Origin of the sequence: Mordavella massiliensis (assembly GCF_016901695.1) — a bacterium.
Classification (GTDB): Bacteria; Bacillota; Clostridia; order Lachnospirales; family Lachnospiraceae; genus Claveliimonas; species Claveliimonas massiliensis_A.
In genome coordinates, this window is the sequence record NZ_JACJKS010000011.1 from 23,922 (window position 1) to 41,171 (window position 17,250).

At 38.0% G+C, this 17,250-nt stretch carries 15 protein-coding genes; all 15 read right to left on the bottom strand.

Annotated elements, in window-relative coordinates:
• Positions 1-85: 85 nt before the first annotated feature.
• Entirely contained in the window at positions 86-1,099 is a 1,014-nt protein-coding gene (locus tag H6A20_RS08725) for a restriction endonuclease (RefSeq protein WP_204906734.1), read from the bottom strand.
• A gap of 19 nt (positions 1,100-1,118) precedes the next feature.
• Positions 1,119-1,844, bottom strand: coding sequence for a M48 family metallopeptidase (locus H6A20_RS08730; protein ID WP_204906735.1), 726 nt, complete (start codon positions 1,842-1,844; stop codon positions 1,119-1,121).
• 5 nt (positions 1,845-1,849) lie between these two features.
• Positions 1,850-4,939, bottom strand: coding sequence for a type I restriction endonuclease subunit R (locus H6A20_RS08735; RefSeq protein WP_204906736.1), 3,090 nt, complete (start codon positions 4,937-4,939; stop codon positions 1,850-1,852).
• 79 nt (positions 4,940-5,018) lie between these two features.
• Positions 5,019-5,192 (bottom strand): hypothetical protein, encoded by a 174-nt coding sequence (locus H6A20_RS08740; protein ID WP_087153732.1) that lies wholly within the window; start codon positions 5,190-5,192, stop codon positions 5,019-5,021.
• A 17-nt stretch (positions 5,193-5,209) separates the two neighbouring features.
• Complete coding sequence (locus tag H6A20_RS08745) at positions 5,210-5,392, bottom strand: hypothetical protein (RefSeq protein WP_204906737.1); 183 nt, start codon at positions 5,390-5,392, stop codon at positions 5,210-5,212.
• Positions 5,389-6,642 (bottom strand): restriction endonuclease subunit S, encoded by a 1,254-nt coding sequence (locus H6A20_RS08750; RefSeq protein WP_204906738.1) that lies wholly within the window; start codon positions 6,640-6,642, stop codon positions 5,389-5,391. Before H6A20_RS08750 ends, H6A20_RS08745 begins: the two co-directional genes overlap by 4 nt.
• Positions 6,639-7,544, bottom strand: a complete 906-nt coding sequence (locus tag H6A20_RS08755; protein ID WP_204906739.1) for an S-4TM family putative pore-forming effector — start codon at positions 7,542-7,544, stop codon at positions 6,639-6,641. Before H6A20_RS08755 ends, H6A20_RS08750 begins: the two co-directional genes overlap by 4 nt.
• Entirely contained in the window at positions 7,537-8,535 is a 999-nt protein-coding gene (locus tag H6A20_RS08760) for an SMODS domain-containing nucleotidyltransferase (RefSeq protein ID WP_204906740.1), read from the bottom strand. The genes H6A20_RS08755 and H6A20_RS08760 overlap by 8 nt, the downstream gene beginning before the upstream one ends.
• Before the next feature lie 14 nt (positions 8,536-8,549).
• Entirely contained in the window at positions 8,550-10,085 is a 1,536-nt protein-coding gene (locus tag H6A20_RS08765; RefSeq protein WP_338106655.1) for a type I restriction-modification system subunit M, read from the bottom strand.
• Positions 10,082-10,666 (bottom strand): restriction endonuclease subunit S domain-containing protein, encoded by a 585-nt coding sequence (locus tag H6A20_RS08770; protein ID WP_204906741.1) that lies wholly within the window; start codon positions 10,664-10,666, stop codon positions 10,082-10,084. Before H6A20_RS08770 ends, H6A20_RS08765 begins: the two co-directional genes overlap by 4 nt.
• A gap of 385 nt (positions 10,667-11,051) precedes the next feature.
• On the bottom strand, positions 11,052-13,079 hold the full coding sequence (locus H6A20_RS08775) for a DUF4357 domain-containing protein (RefSeq protein WP_204906742.1): 2,028 nt from the start codon (positions 13,077-13,079) through the stop codon (positions 11,052-11,054).
• 87 nt (positions 13,080-13,166) lie between these two features.
• Positions 13,167-15,698, bottom strand: coding sequence for an SIR2 family protein (locus H6A20_RS08780; RefSeq protein ID WP_204906743.1), 2,532 nt, complete (start codon positions 15,696-15,698; stop codon positions 13,167-13,169).
• A gap of 62 nt (positions 15,699-15,760) precedes the next feature.
• A complete protein-coding gene (locus H6A20_RS08785) occupies positions 15,761-16,627 on the bottom strand; it encodes a DUF4839 domain-containing protein (protein WP_204906744.1) in 867 nt (288 codons plus the stop codon).
• Positions 16,624-16,746, bottom strand: coding sequence for a hypothetical protein (locus H6A20_RS13755; protein ID WP_275952126.1), 123 nt, complete (start codon positions 16,744-16,746; stop codon positions 16,624-16,626). Before H6A20_RS13755 ends, H6A20_RS08785 begins: the two co-directional genes overlap by 4 nt.
• Positions 16,747-16,976: 230 nt before the next feature.
• Complete coding sequence (locus H6A20_RS08790) at positions 16,977-17,237, bottom strand: hypothetical protein (RefSeq protein WP_204906745.1); 261 nt, start codon at positions 17,235-17,237, stop codon at positions 16,977-16,979.
• Positions 17,238-17,250 lie beyond the last annotated feature (13 nt).

Below are 17,250 nucleotides of genomic sequence, written 5' to 3' on the forward strand. Positions count from 1 at the left end.
AATCTATAAATTTATTGGTCATAGAGATTTTATTGGTCATGATTTTACTTAATGCAAATTATTTCTATCGTCTTAGCTATTACATCTATTCTTCACTATTGTTTACAACCCAAATCTTTTTGAGGGGAATCAATTCTTTGATTTCATCATCCATTTGGTCATAGTATCTCAAAAACTCCTCGATAATTTCTTTATGAGTCCAAAGACGTATCTCAAAAAATTGTTTGGCTATTTCGTTGATGACCGAAGATTTAAACCCGCTCCACGACACCAACAAACCATAGTCGGCATTGAAGTTTTTCATCACGCCGCCCAGTTGATCCAGTACTATCCGATCCACAGGCACATCCGTAGACTTAACCTGAACACAGATTTTAGGACTACCAAAGCCAAGTGTACCAGCAGAAGCCAGAATATCCACACCTTTATCCGGCCCAGCCGGACTAACGTATGTAGTGAACCCTTTTGCACGGAGAATTGCATCTACAATTCTTGCTAAGCCATGCCCTTTGGTCTTTTGGATTATCAGATTTGTAATAACCCCTAAAGCTTCATTTTCAATATCGCGGACTTCTTCATCATTCTGTAACTCCTGAAGAGTGATTTTGGGTACTTTCTTTCCCTGCTTATGTGCACTAATGACCGCTTTAATGCGATCTTCCTGTTTGATGCGACAAATCGTCATAAAGGCGCCAAAGGAATATAGGATATCCTGATCAAAAGCCGTGCGAGGAATGTCACAGGCAAACCACTCTACTTGATGTGCATGATAGTAGGGATTGTTATTGTTGGGCAAGAATTCATAATCACCTGTGATCTTGCCAAAATGAATTACCGGCTTGATCTTGCTTGGTAAAACCACAATTTCTCCCTTCTTCATCTCATGAGCGAATGGCCATACCTGACTTGCCCAGTTCATTGCTGTTTTGACCTTTACATCTACGTTGTTGTCCACGAAATACTGTTGCAAATCTTGTTTAGTGTGGAACTGCATGATTGATTCAGCTAAATTGTCCCAAGTACAGTATACTCTACTGTCCTCAAGAAATTTGTTCTCAAACTCGCCGTATCGTCCGGCACGACATAACCACATCGACATTATTTTCCCTCCCTATAGCTCACAGCCAAAATGTTGCACTGCGATCCAAAATAGTTTTACGTTCTTTCCAATCAGGCATTAACATAACCAAGAAACCATAAAAATGCTTTGAGTGATTTGGATGAATAAAATGACAGAACTCGTGCATCACCACATATTCGATACAGTTTCGTGGTGCTTCCAATAAACGTTTATTCAATGTAATAACTCCTTTTTTTGCCAAGCAAGATCCCCACCGCGTTTCCATATCCCGAATTCTCAAAGTTGGCATGGACACTCCATATTTTTGAAATATCGGGTAGATTTCTAAAATAATCTCGCCGAAAATAGCTCGACACTGCTCATCCAAGTAACGTGTCACCATCCTTTTCTTTTTTTCATAATCATCCGGGTTTTTCACGCAGAGGTACAGATAAATCCCATTTGATGAAATTGTTTCTTGTACATTTCTCTCCACTTTCAGTCGAACTCCTCTTCCCAACAGATAAAACGTCTCTCCACTGACATATTGCTTGGGCTGAGGAGCATACTGCGCCATCTCGCGAAACTTTCTTTGTGCCGACCAAATATAATTTCCTTTGCTCTCCACAAAATCATCAACCTTTTCGGCTGGGATATCTGAATTTGCTGAAACATAAACCGTGCAATCTTTATGAATCCGCAGATTAAGATTTTTCACCATCTTCCGCTCCAGCATGTAGTGAATTTCGTTATTTTCATATAAAACAGTTCTTTCTTGGACCATTGATGTCAAAACCTCCTAAGCGCCACTGTTTTGACATTTTCAATGATCTTATCAATGGTGTCAAAAGACAGTTTTAATCCTCGTTCTTTTTCGTAATTATAAAAAAGGTCATCAATATCCTGCGAGATTCGGTCATGGATTGTTTTATTGTTACTCCAGTCCACCTGACTATGGTTAACCACAATTTTGGTAATCTCTTCCGCAATCTCCGCCGCAAAATCGGGAGAGACCTCTGCTTCTTTCGCCTCATCAAATACTGCTGACAGAACACCGTAAAATGCCTGTGCATGGATGTTATTTTTAATAGATTCCGGGTAAGTCACGGTGCTCTTTCCGACGTGATAATCTTCCATAATGGTACGCATCTTCGCCAGATATTCTGCCTCGGAGATCACTTTTTCCTTGTACTGATCCAACGCTTCTTTGATCCGTTTGGAGAAGCTGTCATAATAGGCTGGGTTTTCCTGATATTTTTCACTGATACTGCGGGTTAACTTACTGGTAATAGCATCCGCCTTTGCCCGAAGAGATCCCAACTCCTCTAATTCATGCACAAAATCATCTTTGTTTAAAATATCGATGGGACTAGTGATCTGCTTTAGGCCAGCCACCGAAAGGTGCGTATCCAGAAGATTTTGCATTAGCGGCTCATATTCTCGGTTGTCAATTGCATCGCAGTAACGGATTTTCACACTGCGGCGCACCTTGGAGAAAAATATAAATGTATTTTGGTATTGCTTCAATTCATCTTTCGGGAAGGCTGCATACGCCTGTTCTGCATTCAATACCACATTCAATGCCTTGCCGTAAGCACAAAGACGATTATAAAAGTTCTCCCGTTTCTTATCATCAACAAGATGCACTTCTACTTCTTCGATATCATGGGGATTTTTCAGATCATCAAACAGCTCCGTTAGCTGGGTATAGGCTTCTCTCAAGCCAGCCACAGATGACATAACATCCACCACAACACCCTTCAAATCACCGCCGTCGAAATTTTCGAGCCCAGCACCACTATACAAATCCATTGCGGTATCCAGTTTTTCAATCAATCCACGGTAGTCTACAATTAGACCGTAGTCCTTACCTTCATACAAACGGTTGGTACGAGCAATAGCCTGAAGCAAACCATGCTCCTTTAATTCCTTATCGATGTAGAGTACCTGACAGATGGGGGCATCAAAGCCAGTGAGCAGCTTGCTACACACAATGAGAATATCGATGTCGCCTACGCAGAACTGATTCTTCATGGACTCTTCATAAGCATCCGCGTCGCCGTAGCGATTCATCATCTTATTCCAGTAGGCAATAACCTTATCGTCAGCACCTTCGTCCACATCGTCTACACCCTCCCGAAGATCGGGCGGCGAGATCACCACAGCGCAATTCAGATCTCCAAACTGTTCAAAACACTCCAAATACCGTATCGCATCCCGTTTATAATTGGTGGCCAACATAGCCTTAAAGCCGGTATCTTTGTACCCTTCAATAAAGTGTTCGTTGATATCCAGTGCAATCCGCTTAATACGGGCATCAGTGGAGGTCAATCGACGGATGCTGCTCCATTTCCGGGAAAGGTCATCCCGCTGAGTTTCCGTGAGACGTTTGGTAGTCTGCTTGAACCAAAGGTCAATATTGTCCTCGTCCACATTCTGCTCCACAAAACGTCCTTCGTAAATGAGTGGCACGATAGCCCCATCCTCCACACCATCCTTGATGGTATATTTGTGGATCAGTTTACCGAACTTCGCCATAGTATTTTTCTCTTTTTTCATCAAAGGTGTACCGGTAAAGCCGATGTAGCAGGCATTTGGAAATACCGCCCTCATTTTGGTAGCAAGCAGTCCATAGTTGGAGCGGTGACTCTCGTCCACCAGCAGAAATACATCCCGCGAAAAGTTTTTGTGCTCCATTTTCTCGGCGGTGTTGAACTTGTTGATGATGGTAGTAACCACATCCGCCTTGCCGCTGCCCAGTAGCTCTACCAGATTTCGCCCGCTGGTGGCCCGAGCCGGATTTAAGCGAGTATGGGCAAAGGTGGCAGCAATCTGACGGTCCAGTTCCTTGCGGTCTGTGACAACAACCACTTTCGGATTGCAGTTGGACAATTCCATTAAGATATACTTCGCCAGCATGACCATGGTCAAGCTCTTGCCGCTACCCTGAGTGTGCCAAATAACACCACTTTGACGATTGCCCTTTTCATTCGTCTGCTGAATGGTCTTGATAATCTCTTTTATGGCAAAATACTGCTGATAGCGGCAGATTTTCTTTACATTGGCATCAAAGAGCACAAAGTACCGAATCAGCTCCATTACTCTTTCTTTGCTGAACAGAGAAATCAGATTCCGGTCCTGCTCGGTGGGAGAGCGGTCGGTCACATAATGTGCCAGTGCCTCTTCCAAAAAAGCGGTGTTTTGCTCTTTCCACACATTCCAGAATTTCTTGGGTGTCCCAGTAGTGCCATACTTTACACCATTCTTGTTGGTTGCCATCACGATTTGAGCAAACTTATACAGCTGTGGAATGTATTCTTTCTGTTGGTTGCGGATGTTCTGTTCCACAGCCTGCTCAACGCTAATCTGGGGCACTTTGCATTCAATGACAGCAAAAGGAATACCATTGATGAACAGCACGATATCCGGTCGAGCGTTGTGGAGCTTGTCTCGACTATCTACCGCAAATTCCTCGGTAACATGGAACAAGTTGTTTCCCGGGTGTTCCCAATCAATATATTTCAAATTAAAGCTGAGTGTTTTTCCCTCACCCACAGTCTCTGGGTAACTTTTACCAAGCAAAAGAGCGTCATAAATTCTTTCACTAGTACGCACTAAACCATCGGTTAAAGGCTCATCCAGATCTTCCATAGCACGTTCAATATTAGCAGCAGAAAACTCATTTTCCGCACCAGCGAAAGCATAACGATTGAGCCGACGCAACTGCCCCCGGAGAATATCTCTGAGCAGCACATGGTACCGGCTGCCTCTCTGCACCTCGCAGTCCTCCGGTGTAATATAGGTATAACCCATGGACCGTAGCAGATCAATAGCCGGCTGCTGGCTGATATTCTTTTCTAAGTACATGGATTTGTCCATGGTTGCCTCCTTTCGGAAATATCAATAAAAGCAGGAATAGCGGGACGGGAAATCCCGCCTCGCTCTACTGTCTCTGGATTTACTTTTCTTTGCGGACTCCCTTAAAAGGAGTTCCATTCTTTTTGACATCCATAAAACGACCGGTATCACTGTCCCGCTTTACCCATTGTTTTGTAACAGGGTTAAAAGTCTGAGAACGGTCTCTTACCGCTCCATTTCTATGTCCGTCACCACTCGGGGAATTGGTTGCCATACGTTTTTCACCTCCTTTTATTGCCACCTGTACATGGAAAAATAGACAAGGGTAGCTCTACAAATCTCCTCGGGCGATTTGCTGTGGTCAATAATTTCTTTCAAGTCAGACTTCATCTTTTCCGTGTAGTTTTGCCCGCTGTCCACAACTTTCTTTAACAATTTTTTGCAAGCATGTTCCTGCATTTCTTTTTCTGTCATGTTTTTACCCTCACAATGCCCGTCAGCAACAGCTGCATCAAGGCTTTTTTCTTTTGTTTTTCCTGTTCAATATTCTGCCGGAGTAAGTCGATTTCCCGATCAGCGGTGGAAAGGATTTCGGCAATAGCGGTTTGTTCTTTCACGTCTGGTGGATAAAAAACCTTAATCTTCTTAAAATTCTCATATTTTAGGTTTCGAGTATCGTCTACTAAGCCTTGCGAAAAACGATAAAACAGAAAGATAATCTCCGGCATTTTGAAAAGATACGCAAAGTACTTTGCATTAATTGATGAATTCGGTTTCAAAATTGTATAAGCCGGACTAACAATACCATCATAGTTGGAATACGCTGAAACTCCCTGCCACATTCGCATTGTGTTATATCCAATATCTCCAACGCAAACTCTCAAATATTTTGATTTATCATTGCTAGAATTGTCTTTCAAATCCAACTCTTTTCTTGGAATGATGCCTTGTGTTCCCGTAATGGCTAGCATCTCTAATCCTTCGCAGTTTGTTTCTTTACGTTCAAGAAACAACTTTCCTAGACGTTCCGTTTTCCATTCACCACTAAACCCCGGCAAACGCTTTTTGCTGGTCAAAAGCTGTTGCATGAAATACTTTTTCTGCCGCTTCTTTTTGGTAAGGCGCTTTTCTTTCAACTCAATCACCTTGTCTTGGGTCATCAAGATCGCGGCAATTTTTCTTTGTTCTTCAATGGACGGCAGTATAATTTTGCTCTTTAAAAAGCGATTTTGTCCCAAAGTTTTGTTTCGTCCTGCTCCTCCTGGAGATGCCGCTTCTAGAATATTGGTTCCGCGCTTTGTTAAAAAATAATAAACCAGGTAATTGATATCAACTCTATCATTTACAGGACGGTACATTGGAAAACGATGAGAACCAACCATTCCTACTTCAGATTGTGTGGTCTTCCCAATTGCCTGTTCCCATGCGAAAACAATATTAACTATAAAGCAGTCCGGCTCAATCCAAAAGACAGCCTTATTTTCCAATGCTTCTCCCGTAACAGGTTCTTTATAGAAAAGTCCCTTTCCGTGGGAACGAATACCGATTTGTGTGTACAATTCGTTTGGCTCAACCTCAACAGGCCTTTCAATACGTTGGAGGCAGTCTCTAAGCATGTGCACTTCCCAGTCAACAGGAAGAATCCCTACTTTTGTTTTTTTGTATCCATCCGGAATATTTCCGTGCCGAATCTGCTCAATTATATCTCTTGTTCTTAATTTCATTTTTGCTCACCATTCTCTTGACTCAAATTAACAATGGTTTCTGCAATACTATCTTCCTGCTTCTGATGTTTTCTCTTTCGCATTTTATAAAACCAATCCGGAATAAGAAAACCTACTTCTCGTCTTTCTCGAATCTTATATTGCAAATCGACCAATTCTTGTTTTATAGACACTTTGTTATCCCCTGATAATTTATTTTCAATTTTATCGCAAAAAGCATCGATTTCCTTCAAAAGTGAATTACTCTTAATGACCTCTTTACAGACAGAATATATATATTCTACAAGTGGTGTTAACCATGATAAAATACATATTAACTTTATAAAGTTTGGATTGACGATAAACATACTTGCAACCATAGCAACAACTGCAACTAATAAAATACCAAGTTGAAGACAAATATAAGATTTATGCAAGCCGTAGTCCCATCTTACATTTTCTCGTTGACAGTGAAAAACCTGAGCTTCACCTGACAAAGATGAGTAATCACTATACCAATTTTTCATATCAGAAGTATCTACACCTGAGAATTTACTTGTCGTCTTTGCAAGATCGGTCTTATTGGGCAATTCACCCCATTCAGATGTAGCACCCCCTATGATTGAGGAAAAAAGCGTTACATCAATATATTGTTGTATAGAAGCAGCGTGTTTTTTATGAGATGAAATATAACCATCTGAGTATTTGTTAAACACGACCAAGCCCACTGCAAATAAACTGGATAAAGCAGATAGTGTATCACAGTCCAAAATAGACACAACAACAGAAAAGATTGCAAACGTAAGAGTCATAATTGACTTCAACCGATTGGCTCTTTTGGCCTGAGAATATTCATCTCTTTGTGCCAACTGACATTCGAGTAAAAATTTTTCATTCTGCTTGGCATAAATATTGTTATCCATATGTTGGGAAGTCGCTTCCAAAAATTTCACCCCACTTTTTAATTGCTTCTTTATGGTTACTAGCCTTTTCTTGTTCCCAGGCTTCACAGGCCTTTTTGTAGTCAGTCTGTGCCTTTTGCTGAAGGCACAGTTTATCATCTACACTAAGGTTATTGATATCACCTTGTATCTCTTTCATGTCATATACTGGACTCAAAATATGACTCGCTAAATAATTTAACGCATCGCGAAAACGAAAATCGATATACTCACTCAGTTCTGTTTGGGAATCTGCAAAATTTATAATCATAGTCTCGAGCATATACGATGGTAGTGTTTTTGCGTTCTTTACTTTATTCCATTTTTTGCAAAGGCGAATTAACTCCAACACGCGCCCATCTTTACTCTGGTTTGTGCTTGTAACATGCTCTTTGTCTTTATCGGGAGCTGTCTTTTTCCAATTGCCATTTCCGTTCGGAATTAAATAGTATGACCTACCATCACTTTCTTCCACCGTATGAAAACATGGTACGATATCAAAAGACCATTCCTTCGATTTAAGATTTAAAATAATGGCTTCACCGTTTCTGCGAATCTCAGAACGAGAATATTCCCTTACCGATTCTAATTTTTTCTTAAATTTATTAGATACCTGAGTACTGTTAAGTGTTCCGTCTTCACGTGTACAATCTTTTTGTGCTTCATTAGTTGTACTTGCAGTTATTCTGACTTCGTCCCATGGATCATCAGAGTAATACTTTGCACCATTAGCAGCAATACCAATCATCAAATCCACATCATCAAGTTCACGGCATTTGGTTCTTCTCGCAAATGAACCAAAGTGTACATTAAAGCTATCACACAAATCAAAGAAACCGTCTCTATTATCAAATTCAGCGATATTATCAAGCAGGTTGTCTCGACTCGTTCTTGCTTTACATACAACATCCGAATCAAGATTGACGATATCTTTCATAAATTCAGCAAATGCATTGTTAACCGTTGTAGCCAACTTCCTTTACCTCCCTAAATTCCTAATTCATCCAGATATTTTTTCATCTGCGTTTGAACATTAACTAGTTCAGCCTCAATACTGGCAATACTCCGCTGTACCTCATCAATATCCACCAGTTCTTCTTCCTCAAAAGTATCCACATACCGGGGGATATTCAGGTTGAAGTCATTCTCTTTGATCTCGTCGAAGGAGGCTACATAACTATACTTATCCTTGTTCTGCCACACTTGATAGGCTTCCACAATGCGTGTAATGTCGCTGTCTCGCAGAATATTCTGGTTCTTGCCCTTCTCGAAGTTTCCATCCCCGGAAGCATCAATGAACAACACATCTCGGCAAGTGCGATTCTTCTTGAATACCAAAATACAGGCTGGGATTCCAGTGCCGTAAAATAGATTGGCCGGTAACCCGATAACCGCATCCAGCAGATTCATTTCCACAAGCTGACGGCGTATTTTTCCCTCGCTGGCTCCGCGGAACAGGACACCATGTGGCAACACCACTGCCATGCGGCCATTTTCCGCATCTAAGCTGGAAAGCATGTGCAGCACAAAGGCATAATCGCCTTTGGAAGTGGGCGGTACTCCCCAATCAAAACGGTGATACCGATCCAGTTCAGCGGACATTTTTTTCTTGCCCTTACTGTTTACCTCTGCTTCCGATAAGAAACCACTATCCCATTTATCCAGACTGAATGGGGGATTCGCCACCACGACTTGAAATTTCATTAAATTATCATTCTCGACATTCTGAGGATTGGAGAGGGTATCTCCCTGCCAAATTCTAGCATCATCCACACCGTGCAAAAACATATTCATTGTACAGAGAGCCCAAGTCTGTGCGTTGAGTTCTTGTCCATAAATAGCAACTTTTCCGCTGGGAACTTTCTTATACGCTTTCAACAACAGGCCACCGCTCCCGCAGGTAGGATCATAGATCCGGTCGTTCTCCCTAGGCTTTACCAATGAGGCCACTAGCTCAGAGACCTGACTGGGCGTGAAAAATTCTCCGCCCTTCTTTCCTGCGTCAGAGGCAAACATAGCAATCATGTATTCATAGGCATCCCCAATGATATCGTCAGCACCTAGCTGACTTGGTCGCAAATCAAGACCATTGAAGTCCTCCAGCAGATTCCTCAAGGTTGTATTCTTCTCTTTAGGCTCACCAAAATCCACCTGGGAATTAAAGTCAATGGCCCGGAACACATTGCGCAACTTTCCGCTGTTATGTTCCTCAATATAGTTCAGAGCCACATTGATTTTCTGGCCAATTTCAGCATCATTTCTATTGGTATAAAGATAGTCGAAAGTGGACTGCTCGTCCATTGAAAAACGCTCTCGACTCATGGCACGCTCTACTCGGCGCATATCACCATCATATTGTTTGATATAGTCCTCTCGTTTCTCCTTAGAGACATCGCTTAGGTATTTCACGAACAGCATGGAAAGAATATAATCCTTATAGCGGGAGCTATCGATCTTTCCACGAAAACTATCACAGGCATTCCACAGAACCTGTTCAATATCTTTTCTCGTTGTCATCTTCATTTTCCTCTCTTTTCTCTTTTGTATTCCTGATCTAACAGACTCGAATACAACTTTTCTTTTTCTGCTGCCAATTCTTTAAGCAGCTGACTTTCCTTCTTTGCCAGCAAATTTAGCTGTGCAATTTTTTGCTGAACCTCAATTGGAAGAAGCACAAGCTCAAAGTCCATAAGAAATTTTGCTTTTATTGCTCCAAGCATATTACTAGTCGTATTCTCGTAGATTTTATGCCTCACCTTTTGGGTATTAAGCAACCAAAAAAGATACTCTGGGAGCAACCGTTTATCTTCTATTCGAATCACCACAAAGTTTGAGGATATCACCATTCCTGATGTAGTGTCATCTATCAAAACTGCCGTATAAGGTGCAGTAAGACGGACAACAATATCTCCCTGCCTGGAAAGGTACTCTTCCTTCAGTGACTCTTTCGCTTCATAGATATCCGCTTTGTGTAGGTCAATGTTACCCTCCTGCTGAATGCAACGTAAATTGATTAAAGGATACCGGTAATCTGTCGGCTCCTTGGATTGTTTTCTTGACAAAACTAATCCACTGCGGACACCCGCAAGACTCTGCAATTTCATTTCGCCACCTCGTTTGTCATGATTGATAAATGACAGATGTCATCTAAAAAAATACTCTTCTTGAGATAAACCTATTATATTTTAACCAATTGAATTCGTCAAGAGCAGGTTTGTCATGATACAAAAATAACATCACGGACATATCACAATATACGCTTCGTTATATTTCAAAAATATCCACTAATTGATTTCCAGACTTTCTTTTTACCTTTAATTATTTTATTCAAAAAAGCATCCCTTTATATAAAGGTATAAATGCTACTCTTAAACTGAGTCTCAGTGGCTCGCTTTCTAGTTAACAAACATAATAAAGGAATGCTTAATCGAATTGTAGAAAATTAAAAACTCTTCGAGTAAAAATAATTATTCATGCTAGTAGATCAAATTAATGGCCAATCACCTTTCCATATTGTCGTCCGTCTAAAGTTGTCCATTCCCTACGACCATTTGCAGATCTCCCTCCAACAATACCAGCGGCCGCAGATGGACTATCAAAACTATAATCTTGTGTAAAAACGCCATCAACAATAATCCCATTATCTATCAATATTTTTCTTGCCTCCACATATGATGGCTGACAACTGGGTGTAGTATCTATAGAAATAGTGCTTCCAGCTTTAACAATAAAATTTCCATTAGCCCCAGCATATCCGGTAGCATTACAGCCTCGAATTGCGATGTGGAAGATTAACTTTTCGGATTCTGCTACTTCTTCTGATGGATCAATTTGCAAATCCCATTTTTCGGAAAACAACCTCATTAACATTTTTTGACGACTAGCCACAATTTCAGGAGTCCAGGAACTTTCATTTATTACTTGCGTAGTTAACGTATATGATGTTGTACCACCTTTGTTCTGGAAATAACTTCTTTTTTTTGTAACAAAATCATAATTCTGAGCCGCCGAATTATGCTTTCGCGTCAAAGGCACAAGATTTGCAATACGATTCAACCAATATTTTCTCTCTTCTTGATCTGGCCACACAATATTCCATTCACTATTTATCTCCGGATTTTGCGGAAGTACATGCTCGATTGTAAATAATTTCACATCGTATTTTGCCCCGCCATCAGAAACAAATGAATCCAAACGTTGAACAACATAATTGCGTCTTCTAGAAGGCATTGTATAAATCTCTCCATTTAATGCTTCGTAAAATGAGTGTTTTTCATTTGCAGTTAATTCTATTGATGTTAATGGCTGTTCTAAACTATGTGTTGGATTGCTATCCATTTCCGCCAAAATCCACTTATAGCGATCCATACGATGATTTACATCTTGTGCAGTTGCATGAAGAAATGAAGCCAAGCGTTCTAATTTCTTAACAAACCACAAAACATATTCTGAATCATGAGGATGTTCTGCCAAAAATTTAATTGCCGGTGGCATCCAATCATAATTATCTATTTTATTCAGCCAATATAAACAACCGTTTATTTCATCTGCCCTTGATGAAGCCATATATTCAGAATTTTTCAGCATTGTATAAGCGTCCGCATATGGAGTTAACACATTGTCAATTAATCCTTTGGGGCTTGTGCCTTTTACCACATACAAACGAAATTCTTCTAATAACCCTTTTTTAGGACGCTCTTTGGCAAAAATAGTTCTAGTATGAGTAAATACTTCATTGAATCCTTCACGTCCTGTTTCGTTTTCAAGATCTTCCCACTTTTCAGTATATTTCTGTTGCTCATCTTCGGGAATTTCTCCAATAATTTCTGACTTAATAATATCAATAGGAAGCAAATCTAGTCCTCGACTATTCATCACAGAAAAAACACGAAAAGCAGAAGCTTGGCTATCTGTGCTTACAGATACTAGAAAACATCTATTTAAAAGGAAGCTACTGAATTTAATTAATTCATTCTGATCACCTTCAAAATATGACTCAAATTTTTCCAGTAATTCCTTACAGTTCTCTTGAATATGCTGTTGTGCTTCTGTTGGAAGTGTCGCCCTATCAATACCAAGTAATGATGTAATATGTACTTCTTGAATGTATTTATTAAAGAAGTCCTGATCCTTTTGACGAAGATGTACTCGTGGTCTAGCCGGAATACCTGCAAGTATATTTCCTTTTTCCTGAAGCAAAGCATCACAAGCTTCCCGAGCATCGCCTGTTAATTTTGAAGCCAAAACGGAAAATAAAATTGTTAATGTTGTAAGGCGTTGCTGTCCATCAATAACATCAGCATGAGGTTTATCCTCCGCTTTAATAAGAACTATTGTACCAAGGAAATAATTATCTGTTGCTTCTGTCTTATAAAATTCATATAAATCATCAAATAAAATTCCTGTCTCTTCTTTAGTCCAAGCATAAGGTCGTTGGTATGCTGGTATATGATATTCAAAATCCGAACTAAAAACTTTTAGTAGAGGATACTCTTTTCCTGTAATTTTACTGCTCATATTATTCAATTTCACCTTTGTTATAACCAATTTTTTCAAAAAATCTACTTATTTTTATTATTGTTTTAACTTATCCATTCACTCTATTTACATATCCTCTACTAAAATTTCATAATCTAAATCACTCTCATCTAATATATTGTTTCTATTAATATATTTAAGATATGGGCTATCTAGATCAAGTACTAGAATATCTAATTTGCTGTATTTTTGAAGTAGTACATAAAATGCATAATATACTTTCTCCATATACATATCAGCTATCGAAACACTATTTATTGTACTATTCATGTACCTCAACTCCTTATCCGATGGACATACATCAAATTTCCTGCAAAATTTAATTTTTTCAAGAATAAAAGAATTTACTGAAAAAGGTTTTGCCTTTTCTTTATAGTACTCTTTACTGTCAATTAATTTCTTCATTCTCCTTTCGCCTTCATAAAATAGAACCTTTGCTTCATCATAAGTATTCATATGGTTTGCATGCCTCATATAATTTCTTGCAATAGCGTGTTGTATTTTATACGAATTTGGACGTATACTGGCCGATTGCTCAAGATAATTATACGCTGAAACAAAATCTTCTTTTTCTTGCATATACAACCCTAACTGCAGCCAGTAATAACTGATATTTTCATAAGCTTGCTTTACCATAAAATAAATATTGCGGATATCAATATCGTTAAGTTTTAGTTCATTCATCAAAACATCTTCTTTTAATAACCCCTGAAATATCATATACCAGATATCATTTCTTCGTTCCGATACGTATCTAGCAATATACTGAAGAATATCAATAACACACTCCGAAATAATAGATTCATTTTTTTCGAGAATATATTTTTCTACAATAGAATTTCTTAAAGCCAACTCATTCTCATCCATTCGAACAAAGTCCACAATCTTTGTTACTCCTTCGGTAATCTCTTCATCCAATACAATCTTTTTTCCGTATCTTTCAGAAAAAAGCTCTCGAGGATATACCTCTATATCCGCTATTGCAAATATTGCTAATTCTGTTAATAATCTTTGTTCTAGTGCTGTCAATCCCCCGAACAGTTTAGGCAATTGATTTCTATTTCTTTTAGGTATATTCCCATATGTCAGTTTCATAATAAGATTAGCGATTGATTGCGTCTTATTAATTTCTTTTATTTGTTCCTCCTCTGATAACGAAACCATATAGGATAAATGCCTTTTTTCGCTTAATTTATTCCTTATAATTACTGAGCCACTTCTATCAAGCGTATCATCCAACTGAAAATCACGAAACGAATTTCCCTCAAGATAATATTTCTTTTTTAAATGATAATAGGTTCTTGAAGCTGTCAAAATTACTAACTTTTTATCCTGAATATCATTAAAAAATATTTTTTCGATTTGTTCATAATAAAAACTTGCGTTATCAATCACTAAACAAATCTTATTTTTAACACTTTTTCCGATATAAGTGGTTATTGCACGTATATTAAAATATCTTCCTTTGTACTCTAATATCTCAAAGCCTTGTCTCTTTAAATAGTATGCCAACGCCTTCAACAGACATGTTTTCCCTGAGAAGAACTTTCCATATATACTAAAGCAATTAATATTATTCACATCACCAATAAGCTTTTCCAATTGTACACAAGCATTTTGATAATTCTTATTCTCAAAATTCCATTCTTCGAATACATCTTGCCATTGGCAAAAATATCCTTCATAAAGTTTGCTTTCATATGGTCTTACAAATAACTTAGTAAGATTATCTAATAAATATACCCCATTATACGATAAATCAATCCTTGCTTTTTCCAATTCATCAGGATTATAATTTAATGTTCCAAGATAACTCAGAAAATCCTCTGCAGAGGCTTGTATCAATATAGCCTCTAATTTATCTGCCATTGTACGCAAATATCGAGAAGGTTTATAGTCAATAATTATTAACTTGTTATTTCTATATTTACATCCAGCATCTTCATATTTTTGCAAATAAAAGTGAATATCTGGCTCATCCAAACTTGCACCTACTAAAATAACATTTTCACGCTGAATATCACTAATGAACTTATTTAATTTTGCATCTAATATTCTCGTTGTTAATTCCCTATACTCTTCTTCCGAAAACACAATTCCTTCATGAATACAATTTACACAACCATGCAATTTAAATAATTGCACTTCCTCATCATTTATAATTAAATTTTGTTTATTTTGTACTAGTAAAGTCTTATTATTTTTTGCATATATGTTTTCAACTAAATCATCTATATTAACTGTATATATATCTTTCCATGGATATTTTATTAAGTTATCATGAAACGAACTCGGTTGAGTATTTTCAAACATTTCTTGCAAAAAAGCATATAATTCATCTTTTCTGCCATCTAAATTATATACTTCATCGCATAAACGTCTTAGATTGTAATCTTTCACTTCCTCCCTATCTTCCTTCTCTATCCTTTTTTCCACCATATTTTTATAAATATAGTCTTTAAGTCCGTTTCCATCCATTGCGTTTGCTTTATTTTTAGCCCCATAAGAAAAGCCTGCACCTAAAAATAAAATAGGCGTATTTTCAGATAATAAGACTTCATCTAAATATTTTTTCCCTTCGGCAAATGTATACACCATAATAATACTCCTTCACACTTTACATATCTTTGTAAAAATACAGCAAAACTCTTTGCAACACACTATCTTATTATAATCTTGACAGGATCCAACTTAAATAATCCAGTTCCCAAATCATATTCCTCGATTTTAGCAATAACATGAATATTTAGTCCTACATCAAATAAATCCGGTACATTATCTCCTTCTAAATGTAGATCATAATAGTTTACATCTTCAAATTGAAAACTTGGTCCAGACACCATTGATTCACTATAATCACCCGCATATATTAAATAATCAAAGCGGGTACTATATCCTTCATGTGGACTCACATAAGCAACATTGCCATCAAACTCTATAATTCTCCCTTGATATTTTGAAGCAAATTCCGCTATACTAGGATTAAATTCATCTTTTAAACTAAGCAATACCGCAAGTTCCTCACAATTATCCACATTTAACACTTCTTCAGCGTCATCTTTATTTTCCTCTGTATCCTTTATCTTTGCTGCTGATTCCTCATTTGCTTTTTCTTCATTTTGTGGTGCATCCTGTTCTGGTTCTATTTTCTCTATTTCAATTTGATCACTTGACAAAGAAAGTTGATAACTCAATTCTGTATTTTCTGAAACTTCAAATTCTACTGTCCCATCAACGTCACTTTCATCTTCTTTTTCTGCCTTTAAAGTATGTCCTCCCTCTATTAATTCTGCAGCGTATGTATCAGTAGCTCCATGCTCAAGTGTACCAAGCAATTCATCATCTATAAATATATTTACATCATATCTGCTAAACAATAGATTTTCTTCACACGCTATTTCGACTTGAACAGTAAATATATCAGCTTGCATTTCCTCTTCTTGATTTGTCTCACTTTGCTCATTTTGGCAAGCCGTTAAACCTATAACTGTCATAGCAAATATAACTGCTATAAATTTATTCTTCATTTATTATCTTTTCCCCTCTCACTTTTATTTACCTTTGGTATTGTTAACAATTTTAAATCTATCTTCAACAATTTTAATTTTATCAAATCTTTATCCCTTTTTCTATCTCTTATTTCCACTCTCTTGTCACATCACTCACGGCTCTTTTACTACACCATTTACTACACCATTTTCGCAAAAAATGACGATTTTTGACGCTCCCAGACAAAAAGTAAGAACCCGCAAAAACCTTGTAAAATAAGGCTTTACGGGCTCTGACACCACAGGACAAAACCACCCCAAACGAGCCAAGAGGTAAGTACTAACTAATCTTGCCAAGCCATATTCTTTCAAACTATATTTATAATAATTATTTTTTAGTAGCTAATCTTACTTTCCGTTTTACGTAAATGTCCATTTTTTCAAGTTTCCAGTCGAGCCAATATATTGCAATTGGCAAAATATCTTCTACCAATTTACTGTTATCCCATATTTCCACAAATTTCTTTGTCACTCTGTCGTACAAAACCTCACAATACACCCCTGCATCTGGAGAAGAAAATTTACCACTGTAAAACTCTCCGTCATATTCTATATTTTCAAGACAGAAATTAATGTAAAAAGCACCCACACCAACACTTCCT

What these genes read in the sequence shown, in the direction of transcription:
- H6A20_RS08725 (WP_204906734.1), bottom strand. Translation starts at nt 1,099, where the DNA reads ATGTCGATGTGGTTATGTCGTGCCGGACGATACGGCGAGTTTGAGAAC.
- H6A20_RS08730 (WP_204906735.1), bottom strand. Translation starts at nt 1,844, where the DNA reads ATGGTCCAAGAAAGAACTGTTTTATATGAAAATAACGAAATTCACTAC.
- H6A20_RS08735 (WP_204906736.1), bottom strand. Translation starts at nt 4,939, where the DNA reads ATGGACAAATCCATGTACTTAGAAAAGAATATCAGCCAGCAGCCGGCT.
- H6A20_RS08740 (WP_087153732.1), bottom strand. Translation starts at nt 5,192, where the DNA reads ATGGCAACCAATTCCCCGAGTGGTGACGGACATAGAAATGGAGCGGTA.
- H6A20_RS08745 (WP_204906737.1), bottom strand. Translation starts at nt 5,392, where the DNA reads ATGACAGAAAAAGAAATGCAGGAACATGCTTGCAAAAAATTGTTAAAG.
- H6A20_RS08750 (WP_204906738.1), bottom strand. Translation starts at nt 6,642, where the DNA reads ATGAAATTAAGAACAAGAGATATAATTGAGCAGATTCGGCACGGAAAT.
- H6A20_RS08755 (WP_204906739.1), bottom strand. Translation starts at nt 7,544, where the DNA reads ATGGATAACAATATTTATGCCAAGCAGAATGAAAAATTTTTACTCGAA.
- H6A20_RS08765 (WP_338106655.1), bottom strand. Translation starts at nt 10,085, where the DNA reads ATGAAGATGACAACGAGAAAAGATATTGAACAGGTTCTGTGGAATGCC.
- H6A20_RS08770 (WP_204906741.1), bottom strand. Translation starts at nt 10,666, where the DNA reads ATGAAATTGCAGAGTCTTGCGGGTGTCCGCAGTGGATTAGTTTTGTCA.
- H6A20_RS08775 (WP_204906742.1), bottom strand. Translation starts at nt 13,079, where the DNA reads ATGAGCAGTAAAATTACAGGAAAAGAGTATCCTCTACTAAAAGTTTTT.
- H6A20_RS08780 (WP_204906743.1), bottom strand. Translation starts at nt 15,698, where the DNA reads ATGGTGTATACATTTGCCGAAGGGAAAAAATATTTAGATGAAGTCTTA.
- H6A20_RS08785 (WP_204906744.1), bottom strand. Translation starts at nt 16,627, where the DNA reads ATGAAGAATAAATTTATAGCAGTTATATTTGCTATGACAGTTATAGGT.